General features: G+C 61.5%; 11 protein-coding genes and 2 pseudogenes. 4 read left to right on the forward strand and 9 right to left on the reverse strand.

Annotated elements, in window-relative coordinates; all coding sequences use genetic code 11:
• Positions 1–67: 67 nt before the first annotated feature.
• From BLU46_RS12435 to BLU46_RS33520, 3 genes and pseudogenes are all read left to right on the forward strand, one after another.
• Positions 68–5,812, forward strand: a complete 5,745-nt coding sequence (locus BLU46_RS12435; RefSeq protein ID WP_093202067.1) for a membrane-targeted effector domain-containing toxin — start codon at positions 68–70, stop codon at positions 5,810–5,812.
• A 217-nt stretch (positions 5,813–6,029) separates the two neighbouring features.
• Positions 6,030–7,061, forward strand: a pseudogene (locus BLU46_RS33515) (methyl-accepting chemotaxis protein); the annotation flags it as partial.
• 258 nt (positions 7,062–7,319) lie between these two features.
• Positions 7,320–7,916, forward strand: a pseudogene (locus BLU46_RS33520) (methyl-accepting chemotaxis protein); the annotation flags it as partial.
• Between the two features lie 382 nt (positions 7,917–8,298).
• On the opposite strand, the gene BLU46_RS12445 reads toward BLU46_RS33520, so the two are convergent.
• From BLU46_RS12445 to BLU46_RS12460, 4 genes are read right to left on the reverse strand one after another with little or no spacing between them, the layout of a single operon-like run.
• Complete coding sequence (locus tag BLU46_RS12445) at positions 8,299–8,667, reverse strand: glyoxalase superfamily protein (RefSeq protein ID WP_063033250.1); 369 nt, start codon at positions 8,665–8,667, stop codon at positions 8,299–8,301.
• A gap of 29 nt (positions 8,668–8,696) precedes the next feature.
• Positions 8,697–10,160: an N-acyl-D-amino-acid deacylase family protein gene (locus tag BLU46_RS12450; protein ID WP_093202076.1), complete on the reverse strand. Its 1,464-nt coding sequence runs from the start codon at positions 10,158–10,160 to the stop codon at positions 8,697–8,699.
• A 1-nt stretch (position 10,161) separates the two neighbouring features.
• Positions 10,162–11,022 (reverse strand): MurR/RpiR family transcriptional regulator, encoded by an 861-nt coding sequence (locus tag BLU46_RS12455; RefSeq protein ID WP_063033252.1) that lies wholly within the window; start codon positions 11,020–11,022, stop codon positions 10,162–10,164.
• 15 nt (positions 11,023–11,037) lie between these two features.
• Positions 11,038–12,441, reverse strand: a complete 1,404-nt coding sequence (locus BLU46_RS12460; protein ID WP_017478510.1) for a GntT/GntP/DsdX family permease — start codon at positions 12,439–12,441, stop codon at positions 11,038–11,040.
• Between the two features lie 193 nt (positions 12,442–12,634).
• Here BLU46_RS12460 and BLU46_RS12465 point away from each other — a divergent pair, with 193 nt between their 5' ends.
• On the forward strand, positions 12,635–13,027 hold the full coding sequence (locus tag BLU46_RS12465; protein WP_093202081.1) for a lysozyme inhibitor LprI family protein: 393 nt from the start codon (positions 12,635–12,637) through the stop codon (positions 13,025–13,027).
• Positions 13,028–13,156: 129 nt separating this feature from the next.
• On the opposite strand, the gene BLU46_RS12470 is transcribed toward BLU46_RS12465, so the two are convergent.
• The 5 genes from BLU46_RS12470 to BLU46_RS12490 form a co-directional block, all read right to left on the reverse strand.
• A complete protein-coding gene (locus tag BLU46_RS12470; protein ID WP_093202085.1) occupies positions 13,157–14,602 on the reverse strand; it encodes a SulP family inorganic anion transporter in 1,446 nt (481 codons plus the stop codon).
• A gap of 206 nt (positions 14,603–14,808) precedes the next feature.
• Positions 14,809–15,702 carry an NAD-dependent epimerase/dehydratase family protein gene (locus BLU46_RS12475; RefSeq protein WP_063033254.1) on the reverse strand — a complete coding sequence of 298 codons (894 nt, stop codon included), beginning with the start codon at positions 15,700–15,702 and terminating at the stop codon, positions 14,809–14,811.
• A 104-nt stretch (positions 15,703–15,806) separates the two neighbouring features.
• Positions 15,807–16,703 (reverse strand): LysR family transcriptional regulator, encoded by an 897-nt coding sequence (locus BLU46_RS12480; RefSeq protein ID WP_063033255.1) that lies wholly within the window; start codon positions 16,701–16,703, stop codon positions 15,807–15,809.
• Between the two features lie 41 nt (positions 16,704–16,744).
• The gene (locus tag BLU46_RS12485; RefSeq protein ID WP_063033256.1) at positions 16,745–17,335 is read right to left on the reverse strand and encodes an NAD(P)H-dependent oxidoreductase; all 591 of its coding nucleotides are present in this window, start codon (positions 17,333–17,335) and stop codon (positions 16,745–16,747) included.
• Positions 17,336–17,452: 117 nt separating this feature from the next.
• On the reverse strand, positions 17,453–18,217 hold the full coding sequence (locus tag BLU46_RS12490) for a sulfite exporter TauE/SafE family protein (RefSeq protein ID WP_093202090.1): 765 nt from the start codon (positions 18,215–18,217) through the stop codon (positions 17,453–17,455).
• Between the last annotated feature and the right edge of the window lie 4 nt (positions 18,218–18,221).

Below are 18,221 nucleotides of genomic sequence, written 5' to 3' on the forward strand. Positions count from 1 at the left end.
CTAACTACCGCCATCGACACTGCAAGACTGCGCACCCTCAGGGATCAATCCACCCTGAGGACCGGCCATGCCCGCCCTGCCCCCGAACACATCACCACTCACCCCCGAACAACTGAACAACTACCTGCTGCAAATCGGTCATCGCTTGCAGGTTTTCCCCAATGGCCAGGCGCCCGCTGCGCAGTCCTCTGCCGAGTTGCTGGAGATGCAGGCGCTGCACGCAGCCCTGGCAGAAGAGAGCCGCTGGAGCCTGCAGAACGCACAAGTGCATTACACCGTCCCCGGCAATTGGGTGATCCAGGGCGAACCCGGCCGATTGAACCGCACGCGCATCAGCCAGGCATTGCACAAGAAGTTGGCCGCCCTGGAAATCGAACGGCGGCCCAACGGCCATTTACGCAAGAACTGGATACTCGACAGCCATCAGCCGATGCTGGAGGCCGAGGCCAGGCTGAAGGTCAAGGATCGCCTGCTCAGCCCTGCCGACCAGTTGCTGGTGACGAATATCGTCAGCGGCCCCGAGCTGCGCCCGGGCATCCATCGCCTGACGTTTCGCTACCGTCAGCAGACCATCGAGTTCGCCGGGGTGTTCGTCCTCACGCGCAGCCAAACACCGGCCACCCACCTGGAGATCGAGGACGGCGATGTATTGCTGTTCACCCCGTCCAGAGGACTGGAGGCTTTCACCTCGCTCAAACACCTGGATCGCACGCTGCAAGAGCGTATGAAGCAGGCGGCCTGGCGCCAGGAACTGCTGCAACACTTGCCGCGCCGTTACCAGCACTTGCGCGCGGCGAGTATCTGGCCGCTGGTGCCAGAGCCTATCGACAGCCTCCCGCTGAACGAACACACCTACAACGCCCTGCAGGACAAACAACATCAGGACATCGCGTTTGCCCTTGGCCTGGACGGCCACCCAGCGCCGGCAGACGTCGCCAGAATGACCCTCGAACTGGACCAGGCGCTGCGCTGCTCGCCTTGGGACCTGGCCTCGCGCCTGGAACTGCGCGCGCAACAATTACTGGAAAAACTGCTCCACGAATCAGCCCCCGACTGGTACCGTAGCGCCAATGAAGCTCAGCGCAAAACCCTCGCCGAACACCTGCGTACTTACGAACACCTCAGCCTGCAAGTGCTGGCGCTGCTCGGCCCGGCGGCCTCGCCCGAGACCATGGCACGCCTGCAATTGCTTGAGCACCTGGATGACGACCTGGATATCCAGGGCCTGATCCCCGAGCAACTGCAGATCGGCACCGAGCGCACCCTTAAGTCAGGCAACTCGTACAACCAGCACAACAACCTGGTGCAACTGGCGGTACGTGGCTTGCACCGTGGCGATGAACAAGCCGGTTCCGAGTTTCTCGAGCACACCCAACTGACCTACGCCCAGCAGCCATTGCCGCCCGAGTTCCAGGACGTCACCCCGGCCTACCTCGCCGAGCTGCTGGCCAAGGTTCAACCAAGCCTGACCTTCGCCGAAGAACAAAAACGTGCCCACAGTTTGCCCGCCGTACAGGAAGCCATGCAGCAGATGCTCGACAGCCGCCTGCACGCGCTGGCCTACAGTGCGTCGTTGCAAAACCATATCAGTGCAGATGACTACGCACTGATCCAGACCCTGAGTGAAGGGCCATCGCCCACACTCACCGCCTGCTGCCTGTTCCTGCACAAGGCTCCGCTCAAAGACCTGTGGGTGCTGCGCCAGACCGATGCAATGGGTGCGGTCAAACGCTTGCTGCTGTGCACGCCTCACGCGCCGCGCGCCGAACAGTTCCAGGCCTTTGGCAGCGAGCGGGAATTGCAGGCGCACATCCTCGGCTGGAGCCAGGAGGTAGCGTCCGTCCCCGGTTCGCGCAGCATGAAAGACTACCTGCTTGAACAACTGGTCAGCCGGATCCGGCCCAAATACAGCGCGATGCTTTCCGCCCTGGGTTTTACCCCGGCCAGCCTTGAGTATTTGATGATCAGTTTCGGCGCGCCCTCCACCTATGAGGCCTGCCTGGTGGAAATGAGCACCACGACGCTGGCCATGCAGGCCGATGAATACCTGCATCAGATGCCCAAGTGGCTGAGCCAGGCATCGGCAGCCGACCGACAGAAACTCGCCGACCTCAAGGAACAGGCACAGGGCGCTGCACAGGCCTACGCCGCAAGCCCGGGTAGCCCACAACAGTTTCCCGACTTCGACAGTTACTTGCACAAGGCGGCAAAAACTGCCCTCAACCAACTGCTCGGCAACCCGATCCCGACGGTAGACCCAAACCTCGTGGGCGTGATCACCCCGCGCGAACGCGTCAGCTACACCACGCTGTACCGCAACGGCTACGACGCCAGCCTGGGCTTTATCAACCCCGACGCCAGCACCACCGCGCAGTTCAAGGGACCGCCCGGCGTCGACCTGAATCGACTCACCGCGCAAACGGTGAGCAACTCGGTCAGAGGCACCTGGATCGGTGATCGCTATGTCGCCGAGGTCGAGAAAACCCTGCTGGACCCACAAGCCCCCCACTATGCATGGCGCCGCAATATGGCCCTGGAGGTTACCCAACTGCACATGCACGTCGCCGCGCTTGAGTGCTGCCTGCAAGGCTGTCTGGCAACAAGCGACCTGGCCTGGCTGGAAAAAAGCATCGACAGCCTGGCCGATAACAGCGATGCCGTGCGCAATCGGCATCGGCTCTATCCCCTGCAAATCAGCGGGCAAGTGATCGATGGCTGCTACCTGTTCCACCATGCCGACGACCTGCCCCTGCTCTACACCCCGCACGCACCGGATGGCATCGCCTTCAGGCCGCAACAGGAATTCAACGAACGCCTGAAAAACCTTGAAGGCATGGACACCTACTACATCAGCCGGGTCGCCAGCGTTGAGCGCACGGCGTTCGAGCCGAGGTTGCATGCTTTGGTGGCCGGCCTGCCGGCACAGCTCAAGGGGGTGTATTCCAAGCCGGTGTTCGACGAAGTGCCTCGCACCGCACTGTCGCTCAAGAACCTGCATTACCACACCTACGACAAAAAGCTGCGTCACCGTATCGACGAAGTCAAAAGCACCACCACCGGGCGCTTGCAGATGATCATGGAGCTGGTCAGCGTGATCGGCGAAATCACCATTGCCGTGCTGACCGCGCCCTTCCCGACACTGAGCCTGGCCTTGGGCGGCTTGCTGGTGTTCAAGGATTCGATGCTCGCCCTGCATGCCTACAGCCGCAACGACACCGCCGCCGCGCTGGGACACTATCTGGGCGCGCTGCTCAATGCCGGCGGGGCGTTGTTGACCGACCTGCGGCCCCTGCTCTTCGCCCCCGTCAAGCTCGCCCGTCCGCCATTGCGCCATGTTGCGCGGGTGGCCAAGGATCAGCAGGCCATGACCTTGATCAAGCAACTGCAACCGCAACCCCCATTGCCTCAGGGCATGCAGCCCGTGCTGTTTGCTGGCGACAACCTGTGGGCCTCGCATACCCCGGACAGCCTGGGACGATTCCTGTTATTTCGCTATGACAACACCAGCGGGCAATTGCGCTCCACCGGCAAGCTGGTGAACCAGACGGTGGACGGCCAGTGGCAGCGCTCCGGTGTCATCGGTGGCATGCCAGACCCTGAAAGGCTCGGGCAGCCCTATGAGTTGTCGAAAAAATATCGCAGGGACGTAGCGGCCATCATCGCCCCCGAGGACAGGTCGGCGCTTTTCCAGCAGATCGCCTATCTGGATCGAGATCTCAATACTCACACCATCTGGATCTCGCGCCGGCAACTCGACCCGGCACTCAGGCAACACCTGGACAACGTCAGGGCACTGACGGATGACGCCGACGCATTTTTTGCACGGTTGCCCGCCGTGGTTCCCCGGGCCGAAACCCTGAACCCAGCGCCAGACATTGCCGTGCGTGACTTGCTCAAGCTGCTGATCGATGACGCGCACAACCTGGTGGTGGGCGAGGCTCCGTTTTCCACCGTGGCTAAACAGGTGCTGATCGAAAACATGCAGTACCTGCGCGAACTGAACGTGACGGTTCTCTATATCGAGCCGCTGTGGCGCGACATTCATCACCTGAAAACCCATTCACGGTTTTCCAGTGGTTTCTCCAAACGGGCCGAGGGCCAGCTCAAATCCCTCGACAAGGAAAATTACCGCGACCCCGAAGGGTTGCATGGCCACTGGATGCTGGTAAAAACCGCACAACAGCACGGGATAGAGGTTCGGCCGTTGAACGCCTCAAGCTCCTACGATCTGGAAAACACCCTGTGCCTGCTTGATTCACGCCCGGCACCGATTCGCTCCAACCGGCTGACCAACTTTTACTCCCACACCCTCATCAACGACGACCAGGCCAAAAAACCGGGCGAACGCTGGATAGCGTTGGTTGATCAAAAACGCATGAGTACCTATCGCGGCACGCCGGGCCTGGCCGACCTGCAAAAGAGCATTGCCCTGCGGGTCGACGACGCCTTCGACCAACCCACCCGAGTCATCGCCGATGTGGCCGGCGGCATTCCCGGCGATGCCCTGGCCAAGGGCGACCTGAAGCTGTCGTTGTACACGGCAAGCCAACCGGCACCGCGTCCGGGCTCCTCGGTGGAGCGCTCATACTCGCTACGGCCAACGCGCCCCCTGCCTGCGGAAGCGCCGCATCACTTCAGCACCTTTGACCTGCCGCATGAACACCTGAACCTGATCAGCGATGAAATCACCCTGCCGATAGGCACGCGTGAAGCGCTCTTCGCCACCGCCTACAGGGAGACCGCCAGTAGCCGTCGCGCGGCACAAACCACGTTCGACCAGACCCGCAAAAAACTTCAGACCCAGGCCCAGGCATTTTTTACCGAACACACGCCGCCTGCGCGGGGAGCACTGCTTGCGGTCGACCCGGCCGTGGATGAGGTGAAGTTTATCGATCAACTGCTGGACACCGCCGATGGCCTGGTAGTCGGCGAATCCCACGCCGGTACGTCGAGCAAAGGCTTCCTCAGCCGGCACATGGAATACCTGAAGGGCCAGCGCGAAGTAAAAACCCTGTACATGGAGCAACTCACCACCGAGCTGCATCAGGCCGACCTGGATATCGTCCACAGCCTGGGCTTTATGCCCGATGAGCTGTGGAGTTACCTCAACGCATTGGACAAAGGCCACGGCGTACCGGCCGACAGCCCCTACAGCTTTGTCAGCCTGGTGCAGGTGGCGATGAAGCATAACGTGCGGATCCGCGCACTCGACTGTGTCGCCAGCTTGCGGGTGGACGGCATGACCGCCTCCAGGACATCAATGTTCAACTACTTTGCGACCCAGGTGATCCGCGCCGATCAGCTTCAACAGGGGCCACACAAGTGGGTCGCGCTGGTGGGCGAAACGCACGCCAATACCCATCGCGGCGTGCCGGGCATTGCCGAGCTCAACAACGGCATCAGTTTACTGTTGGACGATGTGCCTCCGGGGTCGGCCAGCGGCTTTGTGCGTGAGCCCGCCAGCGTCCAGGCGCTACCGCGCGAGCAGCAATGGCCATTGGTGCGCTACGACTTCAAGAAAAACGTCAAAGTCGCCGGTGCGCCATTGCCGCCACCGGTCGCGCCCGCGCCATCCCTCAGCCTCGAACAACGCCTGCGGCGCAAAGGCGATTACCTGCTTCAGCGCACCTTGGACGACGGGTTGGAGATGGTCCATAAAAACCGCGAAGGTGTACTGGTCCACACCTCGTTGCAGCAGGATGCCAGGGGTCACTTCGTCAATCGCTGGAACCTGGATGACCGCCGTTTCAGCAGCAGGGAAGCGTTGATCGACATCATCACCACCAGCAAAAGAATGCGCCAAGTCCATTGACCCTCGCACCGCCCTCTGCATGAGGGCGGTGCGACCGCTCGTCGCTCACGGTCCATAAATCTTCCCCTCACGAAAAAACCGTTTCAGCTCTCGCCAGGGCTGCCGATACCTCCTGACTACCCATCGGCTGGTCGCTACTTCCAGCAACCGGATGTACCCGCAAATCTGTTCCTGGAGGAATGCGATGAATAGTTGGTTCGGCAACATCAGCGTCAATATGAAACTGGGCCTGGGCTTCGGCCTGGTACTGGTCCTCACCTCGATCCTCGCGCTCACCGGCTGGACCAGCCTGGGCGGCCTGATCGACCGCAGTAACTGGATGAGCGACATCACCCAGCTCAACGCTTCGCTGACCAAACTGCGGATCGTGCGCCTGCAATACATGTTGGCCAACGGCGACGAAGCCGTGGCGCAAAACGTACAGACCAACCTCGACGGTTTTGTCGCCCAACAACAGAAGCTGCTGGACAGCTTCAAGAGCCCGGACAACCTCAAGCTGCTCAACGATCAAAAAGCGATCATCACCGCTTACCAGCAGTCCTTGAACAAAATGCGCGAGGCCTACCGCAACGGTAACGCCGCGCGCCAGGTCATGGGCGACAAGGCAGACATCGCCAACACACAGATCGACGCCCTGGATTCCAGCGTGCGCCAGATGCCCGATAGCGCCGAGCGCTTTGCCCAGTTCGAGGCCGTGACCACCGCCAAGGAACAGTTCCAGTTGGCCCGCTACGAAGTGCGCGGCTACACCGGCAACGTCAACGCCGAGACTGAAGCCCGTGCCGCCGCGCAAATCGAGAAAGCCATCGACGGTTTGAAAGGCCTGCATGTCGCGTTTGGCGCCAGCCAACAGTCCGCACTGACTGCCCTGGAAACCGCCCTCGGTGCTTATCGCAGCGCGGTGCAGAACTACAAGGCGGCCAACGCCAACATCGTCTCGGCCCGGGCAGAAATGACCACCCAGGGTACCGACATCGTCACCATCAGCGACAAGCTGTACGACATTCAGCTGCAACGTCGTGACGCGGAAAGCGCCCAGGCCCGCAGCCTGCAACTGATCAGCACGCTGCTGGCGTTGCTGGTGGGCATCGTGGCAGCCGTGATCATCACTCGCCAGATCACCCGCCCATTGCGCGAGACCCTCGCCGTGGTAGAGCGCATCGCTTCCGGCGACCTTAGCCACAACATCCAGGTGACGCGCCGCGACGAACTCGGCGTATTGCAACAAGGCATCCAGCGCATGGGCACCACCCTGCGTGAACTGATCAGCGGCATCCGCGACGGCGTGACCCAGATCGCCGCTGCCGCCGAAGAGCTGTCGGCCGTGACCGAACAGACCAGCGCCGGGGTTAACAGCCAGAAGATCGAGACCGATCAAGTGGCCACCGCCATGCACGAAATGACCGCCACAGTGCAGGAAGTCGCACGCAACGCCGAACAAGCGTCTCAGGCTGCCTCGGCCGCCGACGGTGAAGCCCGTGCCGGTGACAAGGTGGTGGCCGAAGCCATCGCCCAGATCGAGCGTTTGGCAGCCGAAGTGGCGCGCTCCACCGACGCCATGACGCACCTGCAACAAGAGAGCAACAAGATCGGCAGCGTGATGGACGTGATCAAGGCCGTGGCCGAACAGACCAACCTGCTGGCACTCAACGCCGCCATCGAAGCGGCCCGTGCCGGTGAAGCCGGTCGGGGTTTTGCGGTGGTCGCCGACGAAGTCCGTGGCCTGGCCCAGCGCACCCAGAAATCCACCGAAGAAATCGAAGGCCTGGTGGCCGGTTTGCAGAACGGCACCCAGCAAGTGGCTGCCGTGATGAACAACAGCCGCAGCCTCACCGACAGCAGCGTCGAACTGACGCGCAAGGCCGGTGTATCACTGGAAAACATCACCCGTACGGTGTCGAATATCCAGTCGATGAACCAGCAGATCGCCGCGGCCGCCGAGCAGCAAAGTGCCGTGGCTGAAGAGATCAGCCGCAGCATCGTGAATGTGCGGGACGTGTCGGAGCAGACCGCAGCGGCCAGTGACGAGACGGCCAAGTCGAGTGTGGAACTGGCGCGCTTGGGCGGGCAGTTGCAGCAGATGGTCAGCCATTTCCGGGTGTAAATCCCAGGCATAAAAAAGCCGCCCCGGTCGAAACCAGGGCGGCCCACTTCTCAGACCTTAACGGTCATCGAAGCTATCCCGCAGGAATTTCCACACGTGATAAACACGCAGGGAGTTCACTACGAGGTCCCACGTACGTCGTGCAAACTTGGACATACTCGGCCCTCCATCAGTTGGGCCTACCTCCAGCGCACTTACCGGAACACGTGAGCCTTCGGACGCAGGTCAATGCTTCGCCTTGCGTGATGCCTGAACCGACAGTAGTATCCGGTCAGCAGGTCAATGCTTCCGGTGAGGCGCAACCCCAGCCACTAAACTGGGTTTGCAAAAAAACCGCCCTACTAAGGCGGTTTTTTATTGCCTGCGATTTATGCGCGCAGCCTCAGCCGCTGACTTCTTCAACAAACACCAACCGGTTTCCCGACGGGTCGCTGATGCTCATTTCGCGGCTGCCCCATGGCGTGTCTTCAATCCCCGGCTTGGCGTTGCGGTAATGCTTGGCCAGCAACTGTTGCTGGTACGCTTCCAGCCCTTGAGCCTGAATCCGCACCGCTGCACCCGGCGTGCAATCGCCATGGTGCTCGGACAGGTGCAGCACACATTCCCCAAGCGACACCTGCAAGTACAGCGGAAAGTTGTCTTCAAACCGGTGCTGCCAATCGACCTTGAACCCCAGGAAATCGACGTAGAACTCCAACGTTTTGGCCTCGTCAAAACTGCGCAAAATGGGAGTGACTTTTCCTAAGTGCATGGCGATTGCTCCGTGTTTGAGAGCGGCCACTATACGGCCGCAAACCCCTTTCGCAAATCCCCGCTGCGCGCCAGGAATCGTCCGGACCGCTGCCCATTGGCCTGCCCGTCGCTGTAGCTCAGCACGCCATTGACCCACACACCGTCAATCCCTTCCGCCGCGCGCTGCGGCGCCTTGAAGTCCGCCACATCCCGCACCCGCAACGGATCGAACAGGACCAGGTCGGCCCAATGCCCTTCACGGATTTCACCGCGTTCAGCCAAGCCAAAGCGCGCTGCCGACAAGCCAGTCATCTTGTGCACGGCGGTGTGCAGCGGGAACAAGCCAAGGTCCCGGCTGAAGTGCCCCAGTACCCGGGGAAACGCGCCCCACAAACGCGGATGAGGAAACGGATCTTCCGGCAAACCATCCGAACCAATCATCGACAGTGGATGCGCCAGGATGCGCTGCACGTCGGTCTCATCCATCCCGTAATACACCGCCCCGGCGGGTTGCAGGCGACGGGCCGCGTCTATCAACGGCATCGCCCACTCGGTAGCGATGTCCTGCAAATCCCGCCCGCCCATTTCAGGGTGCGGCGTGGACCAGGTGATGGTGATGCGAAACGCATCGGTGACTTGCTTGAGGTCCAGGGTCGAAGAGCTGGCCGCATAGGGATAGCAATCGCAGCCCACCGGGTGAGTCTTCGCCGCGTGTTCCAGAGAAGCCAACAGTTGCGGGCTGCGCCCCCAGTTACCGGCGCCCGCGCATTTGAGGTGGGAAATGATCACCGGCGCCTTGGCATGACGGCCGATCATAAACGCCTCGTCCATGGCTTCCAGCACCGGTTCGAATTCGCTGCGCAAATGGGTGGTGTACACCGCGCCATAAGCCGTCAGTTCTTCGCTCAACTGCAGCACTTCATCAGTCTCGGCGTTGAAGGCGCTGGCGTACGCAAGCCCGGTGGATAACCCAAGGGCACCGTGCGCCAGACTCTCCTGCAACTGCACGCGCATGGCGGCAATTTCACCGGGCGTGGCAGTACGGTGCAGATCGTCCATATGGTTGCTGCGCAGTGCCGTGTGACCGATCAGCGCCGCCACGTTGACTGCCGGGTGGGCACTTTCCACCGCCGCGCGGTAATCGGCAAAACGCGGATAGGCGAAGGCGTCGCGCTTGCCCAACAGGTTCATCGGGTCCGGCGGATCGGCCCGCAGGCTGACCGGCGAAGCGCTGATGCCGCAGTTGCCGACGATCACCGTAGTCACGCCCTGGCTGAGCTTGGGCAGCATCTGCGGGTGACGGATCACTACCGTGTCATCGTGGGTGTGCACGTCGATAAACCCCGGCGCCAATACGCGCCCGGTAGCGTCGATTTCATGCTCGGCGCTGTCCCGGGACAGGTCGCCGATCTTCTCGATACGCCCCTCGTGCACTGCCACATCGGCGATATAGCCGGGGGTGTTGCTGCCATCAATGATCAGCGCCTGGCGGATCAACGTGTGGTACTTCATTTCAATCTCCAAGCGGCAGGCTGTCGGGGCCGCCGCGATAATCGTCCAGGGCCAGCTTGATCCGTCGCAGGCGTTCCTGATTGTCGTCGGGCATGGCCAAGGCCAGCTCGGTAGCGAGCACGTCGATGGCCAACAGCATTCCGTAGCGCGCCGCCGTTGGCTTGTAGATAAAACTGGTTTCCGCCGGTTGCAGCGGCAGCAGCACATCGGCCAACTGCGCCAGCGGAGAATCCGGCAAGGTGATCGCGATGATTTTTGCGCCGTAGTTACGCGCCAGCGCCACCACTCCCAACACTTCCGGGGTGATACCGGTCAGCGAGCAGACGATCAGCGCATGCTCCTGGCCCAGGGTGGCGGCGGTCACGCGCATCATCACCGGGTCGTGGCAGGCGGCAATCGAGTAGCCCAGGCGCACCAGGCGCACTTGCAACTCATCGCTGCACAGGCTCGATGGCCCGCCCATGCCGAACGCGTGGATCATCCGCGCTTTGCCCAGCAGGCTCACGGCGTCGATAAAACTGCGCTGGTTGAAACCGGACAAATGCCGGCGCAACGTCGATTCGATATCGCTGAGAATCTGCCGGTGAAAGGCCGACTGCTCAGGCAGGCCCGCCGGGTCGAGAAAGCGGCTGCCGACACCGCTGGCCTGGGCCAGTTGCAGGCGCAGGTCACGCAGGTCGCGGCAACCGACGCTGCGGGCAAAACGCGACAAGGTGGCGGTGCTGACCTCGGCCCGTTGGGACAACGCTTCCAGGCTGGCGGACGCTGCAAAGCCGACATCATCGAGCATCAGCTTGGCGATACGCCCTTCGCCGGCGCTGAAGGAATCCTGGCGGGCGCGGATCTGGTAGAGGATGTCCATCGGTTGGGCTCCGGGTTACAAGATGCAGGACAAACCATAAGTCAGACCGAAGGCGACCACCGAAATCAGGGTCTCCAGCACGGTCCAGGTCTTGAAGGTCTGGATCACCGTCATATTGAAGTATTCCTTGATCAGCCAGAAGCCGCCGTCGTTCACGTGGGAAAAGATCACCGAACCCGCACCGGTGGCCAACACCAGCAATTCCGGGTGGGGATAACCCAGGCCCATGGCAACCGGCGCTACCACGCCCGAGGCAGTGGTCATGGCTACCGTGGCCGAGCCCGTGGCGATACGCATCAACGCGGCGAACAGCCAACCCATTACCAAGGGCGACAGGTTGAAGGCATGGGCCAGGCCGAGGATTTCATTGGTGACACCAGCGTCTACCAGAATCCGGTTCAAACCACCGCCCGCGCCCACCAGCAAGGTGATGCTGGCCGTTGGTGCCAGGCATTCGTTGGTGAACTTGAGGATCGATTCGCGGTTGAAACCCTGGGCCAGGCCCAGCGTCCAGAAACTCACCAGGGTCGCCACCAGCAGCGCGATGACCGAGTTGCCGATAAACAACAGGAACTGGTTGAACGCGGTGCCCGGTGTGGAAATCAGGTTAGCCCAACCGCCGATCATCATCAGCACCACCGGCAACAGGATGGTGCCCATGGTCAGGGCGAAACTCGGCAAACGGGTACGCGGTTCGCGGTCGATGAACTGGCGTTCCAGCGGGTTTTCCGCTGGCAGGTGAATGTGCGGCACGATGAACTTGGCGTACAGCGGACCGGCAATGATCGCGGTCGGAATACCGATCAAAATCGCGTACAACACCGTTTGCCCGACAGACGCGTTATAGGCCAACACCGCCATCATCGCTGCCGGATGCGGCGGCACCAGCGCATGCACCACCGACAAGCCGGCCACCATCGGCAGTCCGACCATCAGGATCGATACGCCTACCCGCCGCGCCACCGTAAACGCGATCGGCACCAGCAACACAAAACCGACCTCGAAAAACAGCGGAAGCCCCACCAGGAACGCAATACACACCATTGCCCAGTGCGCATTCCGCTCGCCAAACCGGTTGATCAGCGTGCGCGCCACCTGCTCGGCGCCGCCGGACTCGGCCATCATCTTGCCGAGCATGGTGCCCAGCGCGACCACCAGCGCAATATGCCCCAGCGTCTTGCCGACACCCGCCTCGTAGGAGCCCATGATCGTATCCGCCGGCATCCCGGCCAACAGCGCCAGGCCGATAGACACCAGGGTGATGACGATAAACGGGTTGAGCCGGTAACGCGCGATCAATACGATCAATGCAATGATGGCGATGGCGGCGTAGATCAACAGCCAATACCCCGGTGATGCGGCCATGCGGTACTCCTCGGAAAGGGTCACGTCGAATAGGTTGTGAAAGTCATAAATCATTACCGAGGTGGATTTTCAATTTTTATGAAAGTAATTTTCGCCCACAGACAAGCCATGTCGCACAGGGATATGCCCGGGGTCAGCGGATGAAAATCCGGGGGGCGTTCTTACATGAAGATTGGCGGGGCTGGAAACTCAACTGCGCAGGCCTAGTCTTAGACTGCACACCGACTCATGACCAGGAAAACCCAGAATGAATCGTAAACACCTGCTTGTTCCTTTCGCCGCCGGCGCGCTGCTGCTGGCCTTGGGCGGCACGGCTTCGGCCGATGAGAACGCGGCGCTGAAAAAATGCATGGACGGCGCCAACACCACCGCCGACATGGTCGATTGCAACGCCAAGGAAACCAAGGTGCAGGACGCACGCCTGAACACCGCCTACAAAGCCGCCATGACGGCGATGGAAGGCAACCGCAAGCAGCAGCTGCAAGACGTACAGCGCCAGTGGCTCAAGTTTCGCGATGCGAACTGCGGCTTCATCGGCTCGGCAACCGGCGGCACCATTGATCAGGTCAACGGCTCCGGCTGCGTGCTGGACATGACCCAGACCCGCGCCCAGGAACTGGAAAACCTGGTCGGCCCATGATCACTCCCACGCTCTGCGTGGGAATGCATCCTGTGACGCCCCGCGTCACGACTTTAAGAGCGGACGCGGAGCGTCCAAAGCGGCGTTCCCACGCAGAGCATGGGAACGATCATTGCGCTTCAACAACTGTCAGTCGTGCTGCACCCGGGCGCGCTTGAGCAGTTTGCGGCAGCGCTCGGACAGGTGCAGCACCCGCAAATGCTTGCCGGCCTTGGTGTAGCGCTCGCGCAGGGTCATCAACGCGGCAATCGCTGAATAGTCGACGAAGCTCAAGTGACGGCAATCCAGCGTTACCTGGGCCGGGTCGTTGGCCGGATCGAACCGGTTCAGGAACGGCGTGGTCGAGGCAAAAAACAGCGTGCCGTGCACCCGATAGAGCTTGCTGCCATCCGCTTCCATATGCTCATCCGCGTACAGCTCACGCGCTTGCAGCCAGGCAAAGTTCAGCGCCGCAATCACAATCCCGCACAGCACCGCCGTCGCCAGGTCGGTGAACACGGTAATCACCGTCACCGCCATGATCACCAGCACGTCGTTGAGTGGCACCTTGTTGATCACCCGCAGGGACGCCCAGGCAAACGTCTGCTGGGACACCACGAACATCACCCCTACCAGCGCCGCCAGCGGAATGCGCTCGATCAGCGGTGACAGAAACAGAATGAACAACAGGATCATCACCCCGGCAAACACCCCGGAGAAGCGCCCACGCCCGCCGGAACTGAGGTTGATCACGGTTTGCCCGATCATCGCACAGCCGCCCATGCCGCCGAACAGGCCAGAGACCATATTGGCCGCGCCCAGGGCCACGCTTTCGCGGTCGGGGTAACCACGGGTTTCGGTGATTTCGTCGGTGAGGTTGAGGGTCAGCAGGGTTTCCAGCAGCCCGACCATGGCCATCAGGATCGCGTAGGGCGCGATGATGTGCAGGGTTTCGAGGGTCCAGGGAATCTGTGGCAACGCGAAGGTCGGCAGGCCACCGGCAATGTGGGCCATGTCGCCCAGGGTGCGGGTCGGCAGGCCGAGCAGGTACACCGCCAGGCCCACACCGAGGATCGCCACCAGGGCCGGTGGCACCGCGCGGGTCAGGCGCGGCAGCAGGTAGACAATGGTCATGGTTGCCGCGACCAGCCCGGTCATCACGTACAACGGCGTGCCGCTGAGCCAGGTGTCACCGCTCTTGAAATGCTCCAACTGCGCCAGGGCAATGATGATCGCCAGTCCGTTGACGAACCCGAGCATCACCGGGTGCGGCACCATGCGCACCAGCTTGCCCAGGCGCAACAGGCCGAAAGCGACCATGATCAAGCCGCCCAGCAACACCGTGGCCACCAGGTACTGCACGCCGTGCTGCACCACCAGTGCAACGATCACCACGGCCATCGAACCGGCGGCACCGGAGACCATACCGGGCCGGCCGCCGAACAGCGCGGTGAGGGTGCAGATGATGAACGCGCCATAGAGGCCCATCAGCGGGTTGAGGTGAGCCACCAGGGCAAAGGCGATGCATTCGGGCAGCAAGGCGAAAGACGTGGTGAGTCCGGCCAGGGCATCGGCGCGCAGACGGGTGAGGTTCATTGAAGTACCGGGGAGTTGCGGGGATAAGGCGGGGGATGGTACGGAATTGGGCGGGGTGGGGCTAGTGTTGGGTAAGACCGTTGGACCGAGTCGCCCCTTTCGCGAGCAAGCCCGCTCCCACACTTAATCGAGTTCCAACTTTGGAACTCGGTCAAATGTGGGAGCGGGCTTGCTCGCGAAGGGCTCGCCTCGGTCTCAAGCGAACATCAAACCATCTCGTTGCGAATCCACTCGACTACAGAAGTCCGCTTCGGCGCCCACCCCAGCAATTCCCGCGCATGCTTGCCGCGCACACGGCTGTTGGAGCCCAGGCCATAGTTGGCCATTTCATAACCCCACTCGGCCTCGGCGTCGGCCAATGGCCAATCCTGCGGTTTACCCAGCTTCAACGCTTCGGCAATCGCGGTGGTCATGTCGACAAACGCCGCTTCGCCACTTTCCACAAAGTAGAACGTGCCCGGCACATTCTTCTCCAGCGCCAGCAGGTACAGCGCGACCACGTCTTCAATGTGCACGTTGGACCAGATGTTCTGCCCGGTGCCCACATGCCGCACTACACCGCTTTTGCGCGCCTGTTTGAGCAAGCGCGGCAACTGCACGCTGTCGCGCTTAACGCCCAGGCTGTGGCCGTAGATCAGGGTGTTGCAGATCACCGCCGAGTTCACGCCGTCTTGGGCGGCAGCGAGAATCAGGTTGTCGATGGCCACGCGAGCGGCCTTGTCGACAGTCGGCTCCGGCAAGTTGTCTTCGTAGTAGATGACATCGCTGGACTTACCGCCCGACGCATCGCCGACGATGCTCGAACCGCTGGTGTGCAGGAAGGTTTTGTTGGAGCCGCGCAGTGCGGCCAGCAACGTTTCCACGGCACCGCGATGGTCGCTGCTGGCGGCGTTGATGACGGCGTCTGCTCTCTTCGCTTGCTCGGTCAACAGCGCACTGTCATCCAGCGTGCCGATCACCGGCGTGATGCCCAGTGCAGTCATTTCTTCGGCTTGTTCGGCGCTGCGCACCAGGCCGGTGACGTTATGGCCGGCCTTGACCAGGCCAGTGGCGATGGAGCCGCCGATAAAACCGGCAGCGCCGGTAATGAATACGTTCATGGAGGTGTCTCCCTGCGTGAGTAATTGATGGCGTCAGTATTGCGGACCTATCCATGCGGAATAAGTCCGTATTGCCCAATTCAATCTTGCGCAGGGGTCACGAATCAGCTGGCGTAACTGGCCAGCTTGCCCTGGATAAAGTCCAGGAAACACTGGATGCGCAAGGCCAATTGCGAGTTGCGGTAGTACACGGCGTTGATCGGCTGGCGATAGCCGCTGTTGAACTCGGCCAGCACCGGTATCAGGCGTCCGGTCTTGATGTCCTGGGCGGTCATGAAGTCCGACAGACAGGTGATGCCCTGCCCTTCCAGTGCCAGCTGGCGCAAGGTTTCGCCGCTGGAGGCGGCAACGCCCGGCTGGATCTGCCAGCGATCCCCGTGCACATGGCGCAGTGGCCAATGGTTCAGGGTTTCGGTCTGGGTGAAACCGAGCAAAGTGTGTTCGGCCAGTTCGGCAACGGTGGCGGGCGTACCGTGCTGTTTCAGGTAAGCCGGGCTGGCGAGGATATGCAGCGGGCTGCAACCCAGTGAGCGGGCGTGAAGGGTCGAGTCGGCCAGGGCACCGATGCGGATCGCGATGTCGGTGCTCTGCTCCAGCAGGTCGATGATCAGGTCGTTACTGTTCAGTTCCAGCTGGATATCCGGGTACAGGCCACGAAACTCGGCGACGTACGGCACGATCGCATGCAACATGAACGGCGACGCCGCGTTGATCCGCAGGCGCCCCGACGGTGTTTGCTGGCGCGACGACAGGCGCTCCTCCAGGTCGTCCATTTGCTCGAGGATCACTTTGGCCCGCTCGAAGAAATACTTGCCCTCTTCGGTCAGGTCCATGCGCCGGGTGGTGCGGTTGATCAGGGTGGTGTCGAGCTTGGCTTCCAGGCGCGACAAAGTGCGGCTGACCGCTGACGGCGTCTGCCCGACCTGCTCGGCTGCGGCGGAAATCGACCCGCATTCAATCACGCAGACAAAGATCTGTAGCTCATCGGATCGGGCTTTCAACGTGAATCCTCTTTATAGCGGCTGCACGGATACTAGCTGCATTACAGACTCAGGTTAAACACCTGTGCCAGATGCTGCTCATACCGCGCCACGTCGGCTTCGATGGCTGGGCGCTTCATCACGTCCACGCACAGGAAGGTCGGCAGGCCGGTCATGCCGAGGAATTCGTTGGCTTTGTGGAACGGGAAATACACCGCGTCCACGCCCTTGGCTTCGAAGAAGTCGGTAGGGTCGTCAAAGGCTTGTTGCGGTGCGTTCCAAGTCAGGGACAGCATGTATTGCTTGCCCTGGATCAGGCCGCCGCTGCCGTATTTCTGCGATGCATCGGAGCGGGTGCGGCCGTCGCTGGCGTAGAGGCTGCCGTGGCCTTCGGTGAAGACTTCATCGATGTATTTCTTGACGATCCACGGGGCGCCCATCCACCAGCCGGGCATCTGGTAGATGATCACGTCGGCCCAGAGGAATTTGGCGACTTCTTCGGCCACGTCGTAGCCGGCGTCGATGTGGGTTTCCTTGACATCGATGCCACCACGGTCGAGCACCGCCAGCGCCGCTTCATGCAGGGTGCTGTTGTAGCGGCCGTCAGAGTGGGCAAATTTTTTACCGCCGTTGAGCAAGAGAACTTTCTTCATGGGGTGTGCCTAAAGATTAAAAATGTCTGAAGGCAGGGTAACGGGGCCGATGCTTTGGAATAAGCGTCGGAAAGGCAAAATACATTTGATTAAAAAGCACGAATCAACAGTTGATTCTTAACCACTGATCAGCAGATGACCTCCCAGCGCGGCCATGCCGACAAAGAACACCCGCTTGAACAGCACGGCACTGATGCGCTGGCGCAGGGCCTGGCCCAGCCACATCCCGAGCAGCGCGGGAAGCAGCGCCAGCAACGAGGCGTTCAATTCGCCGCCGCCCAGGCTGCCACGCCAGAATAGGCCGGCCGCCAGCGCCAGGGTCGACACGGTGAACGACAGCCCCAACGCCTGCACCAGTTGATCGCGATTCAAACCCAACGCTTGCAGATACGGCACCGCCGGAATCACGAACACGCCGGTGGCCGAGGTGATAATACCGGTCAGCACGCCGCACAACGGTCCCAGCCAACGCTCGGTGGCCGGGCTCACCTTGAAGGTCGGCAGAAACAACCCGCTTAGGGCATACATCAGCAATGCCCCGCCCAACGCCCGCACCACCCAATGCCCGCCGTCCATGCCCAGCCACAACGAGCCCAGCCCGGTGCCGAGAAAAATCAGCAGGAGCATCGGCCACAGGCGTTTGATCAAGGCACTCAAATGACCGCCGAACGCCAGTTGCCAGAGGTTGGTAACCGTCGACGGGATGATCAGCAAGGCCGCAGCCTGCGCCGGAAGCATAGCCAGGCCGAGCATGCCCATCGCGACAGTGGGCAAGCCCAGACCGATGACGCCCTTGACCGTACCGGCCAGCAGGAAGGTGCCGATCACCAGCAATGTCAGGGCTGGACCGAGGTTTTGGTAGAACGCGAGTAAGGTATTCATGGGT

The organism is Pseudomonas yamanorum, assembly GCF_900105735.1.
GTDB lineage: Bacteria > Pseudomonadota > Gammaproteobacteria > Pseudomonadales > Pseudomonadaceae > Aquipseudomonas > Aquipseudomonas yamanorum.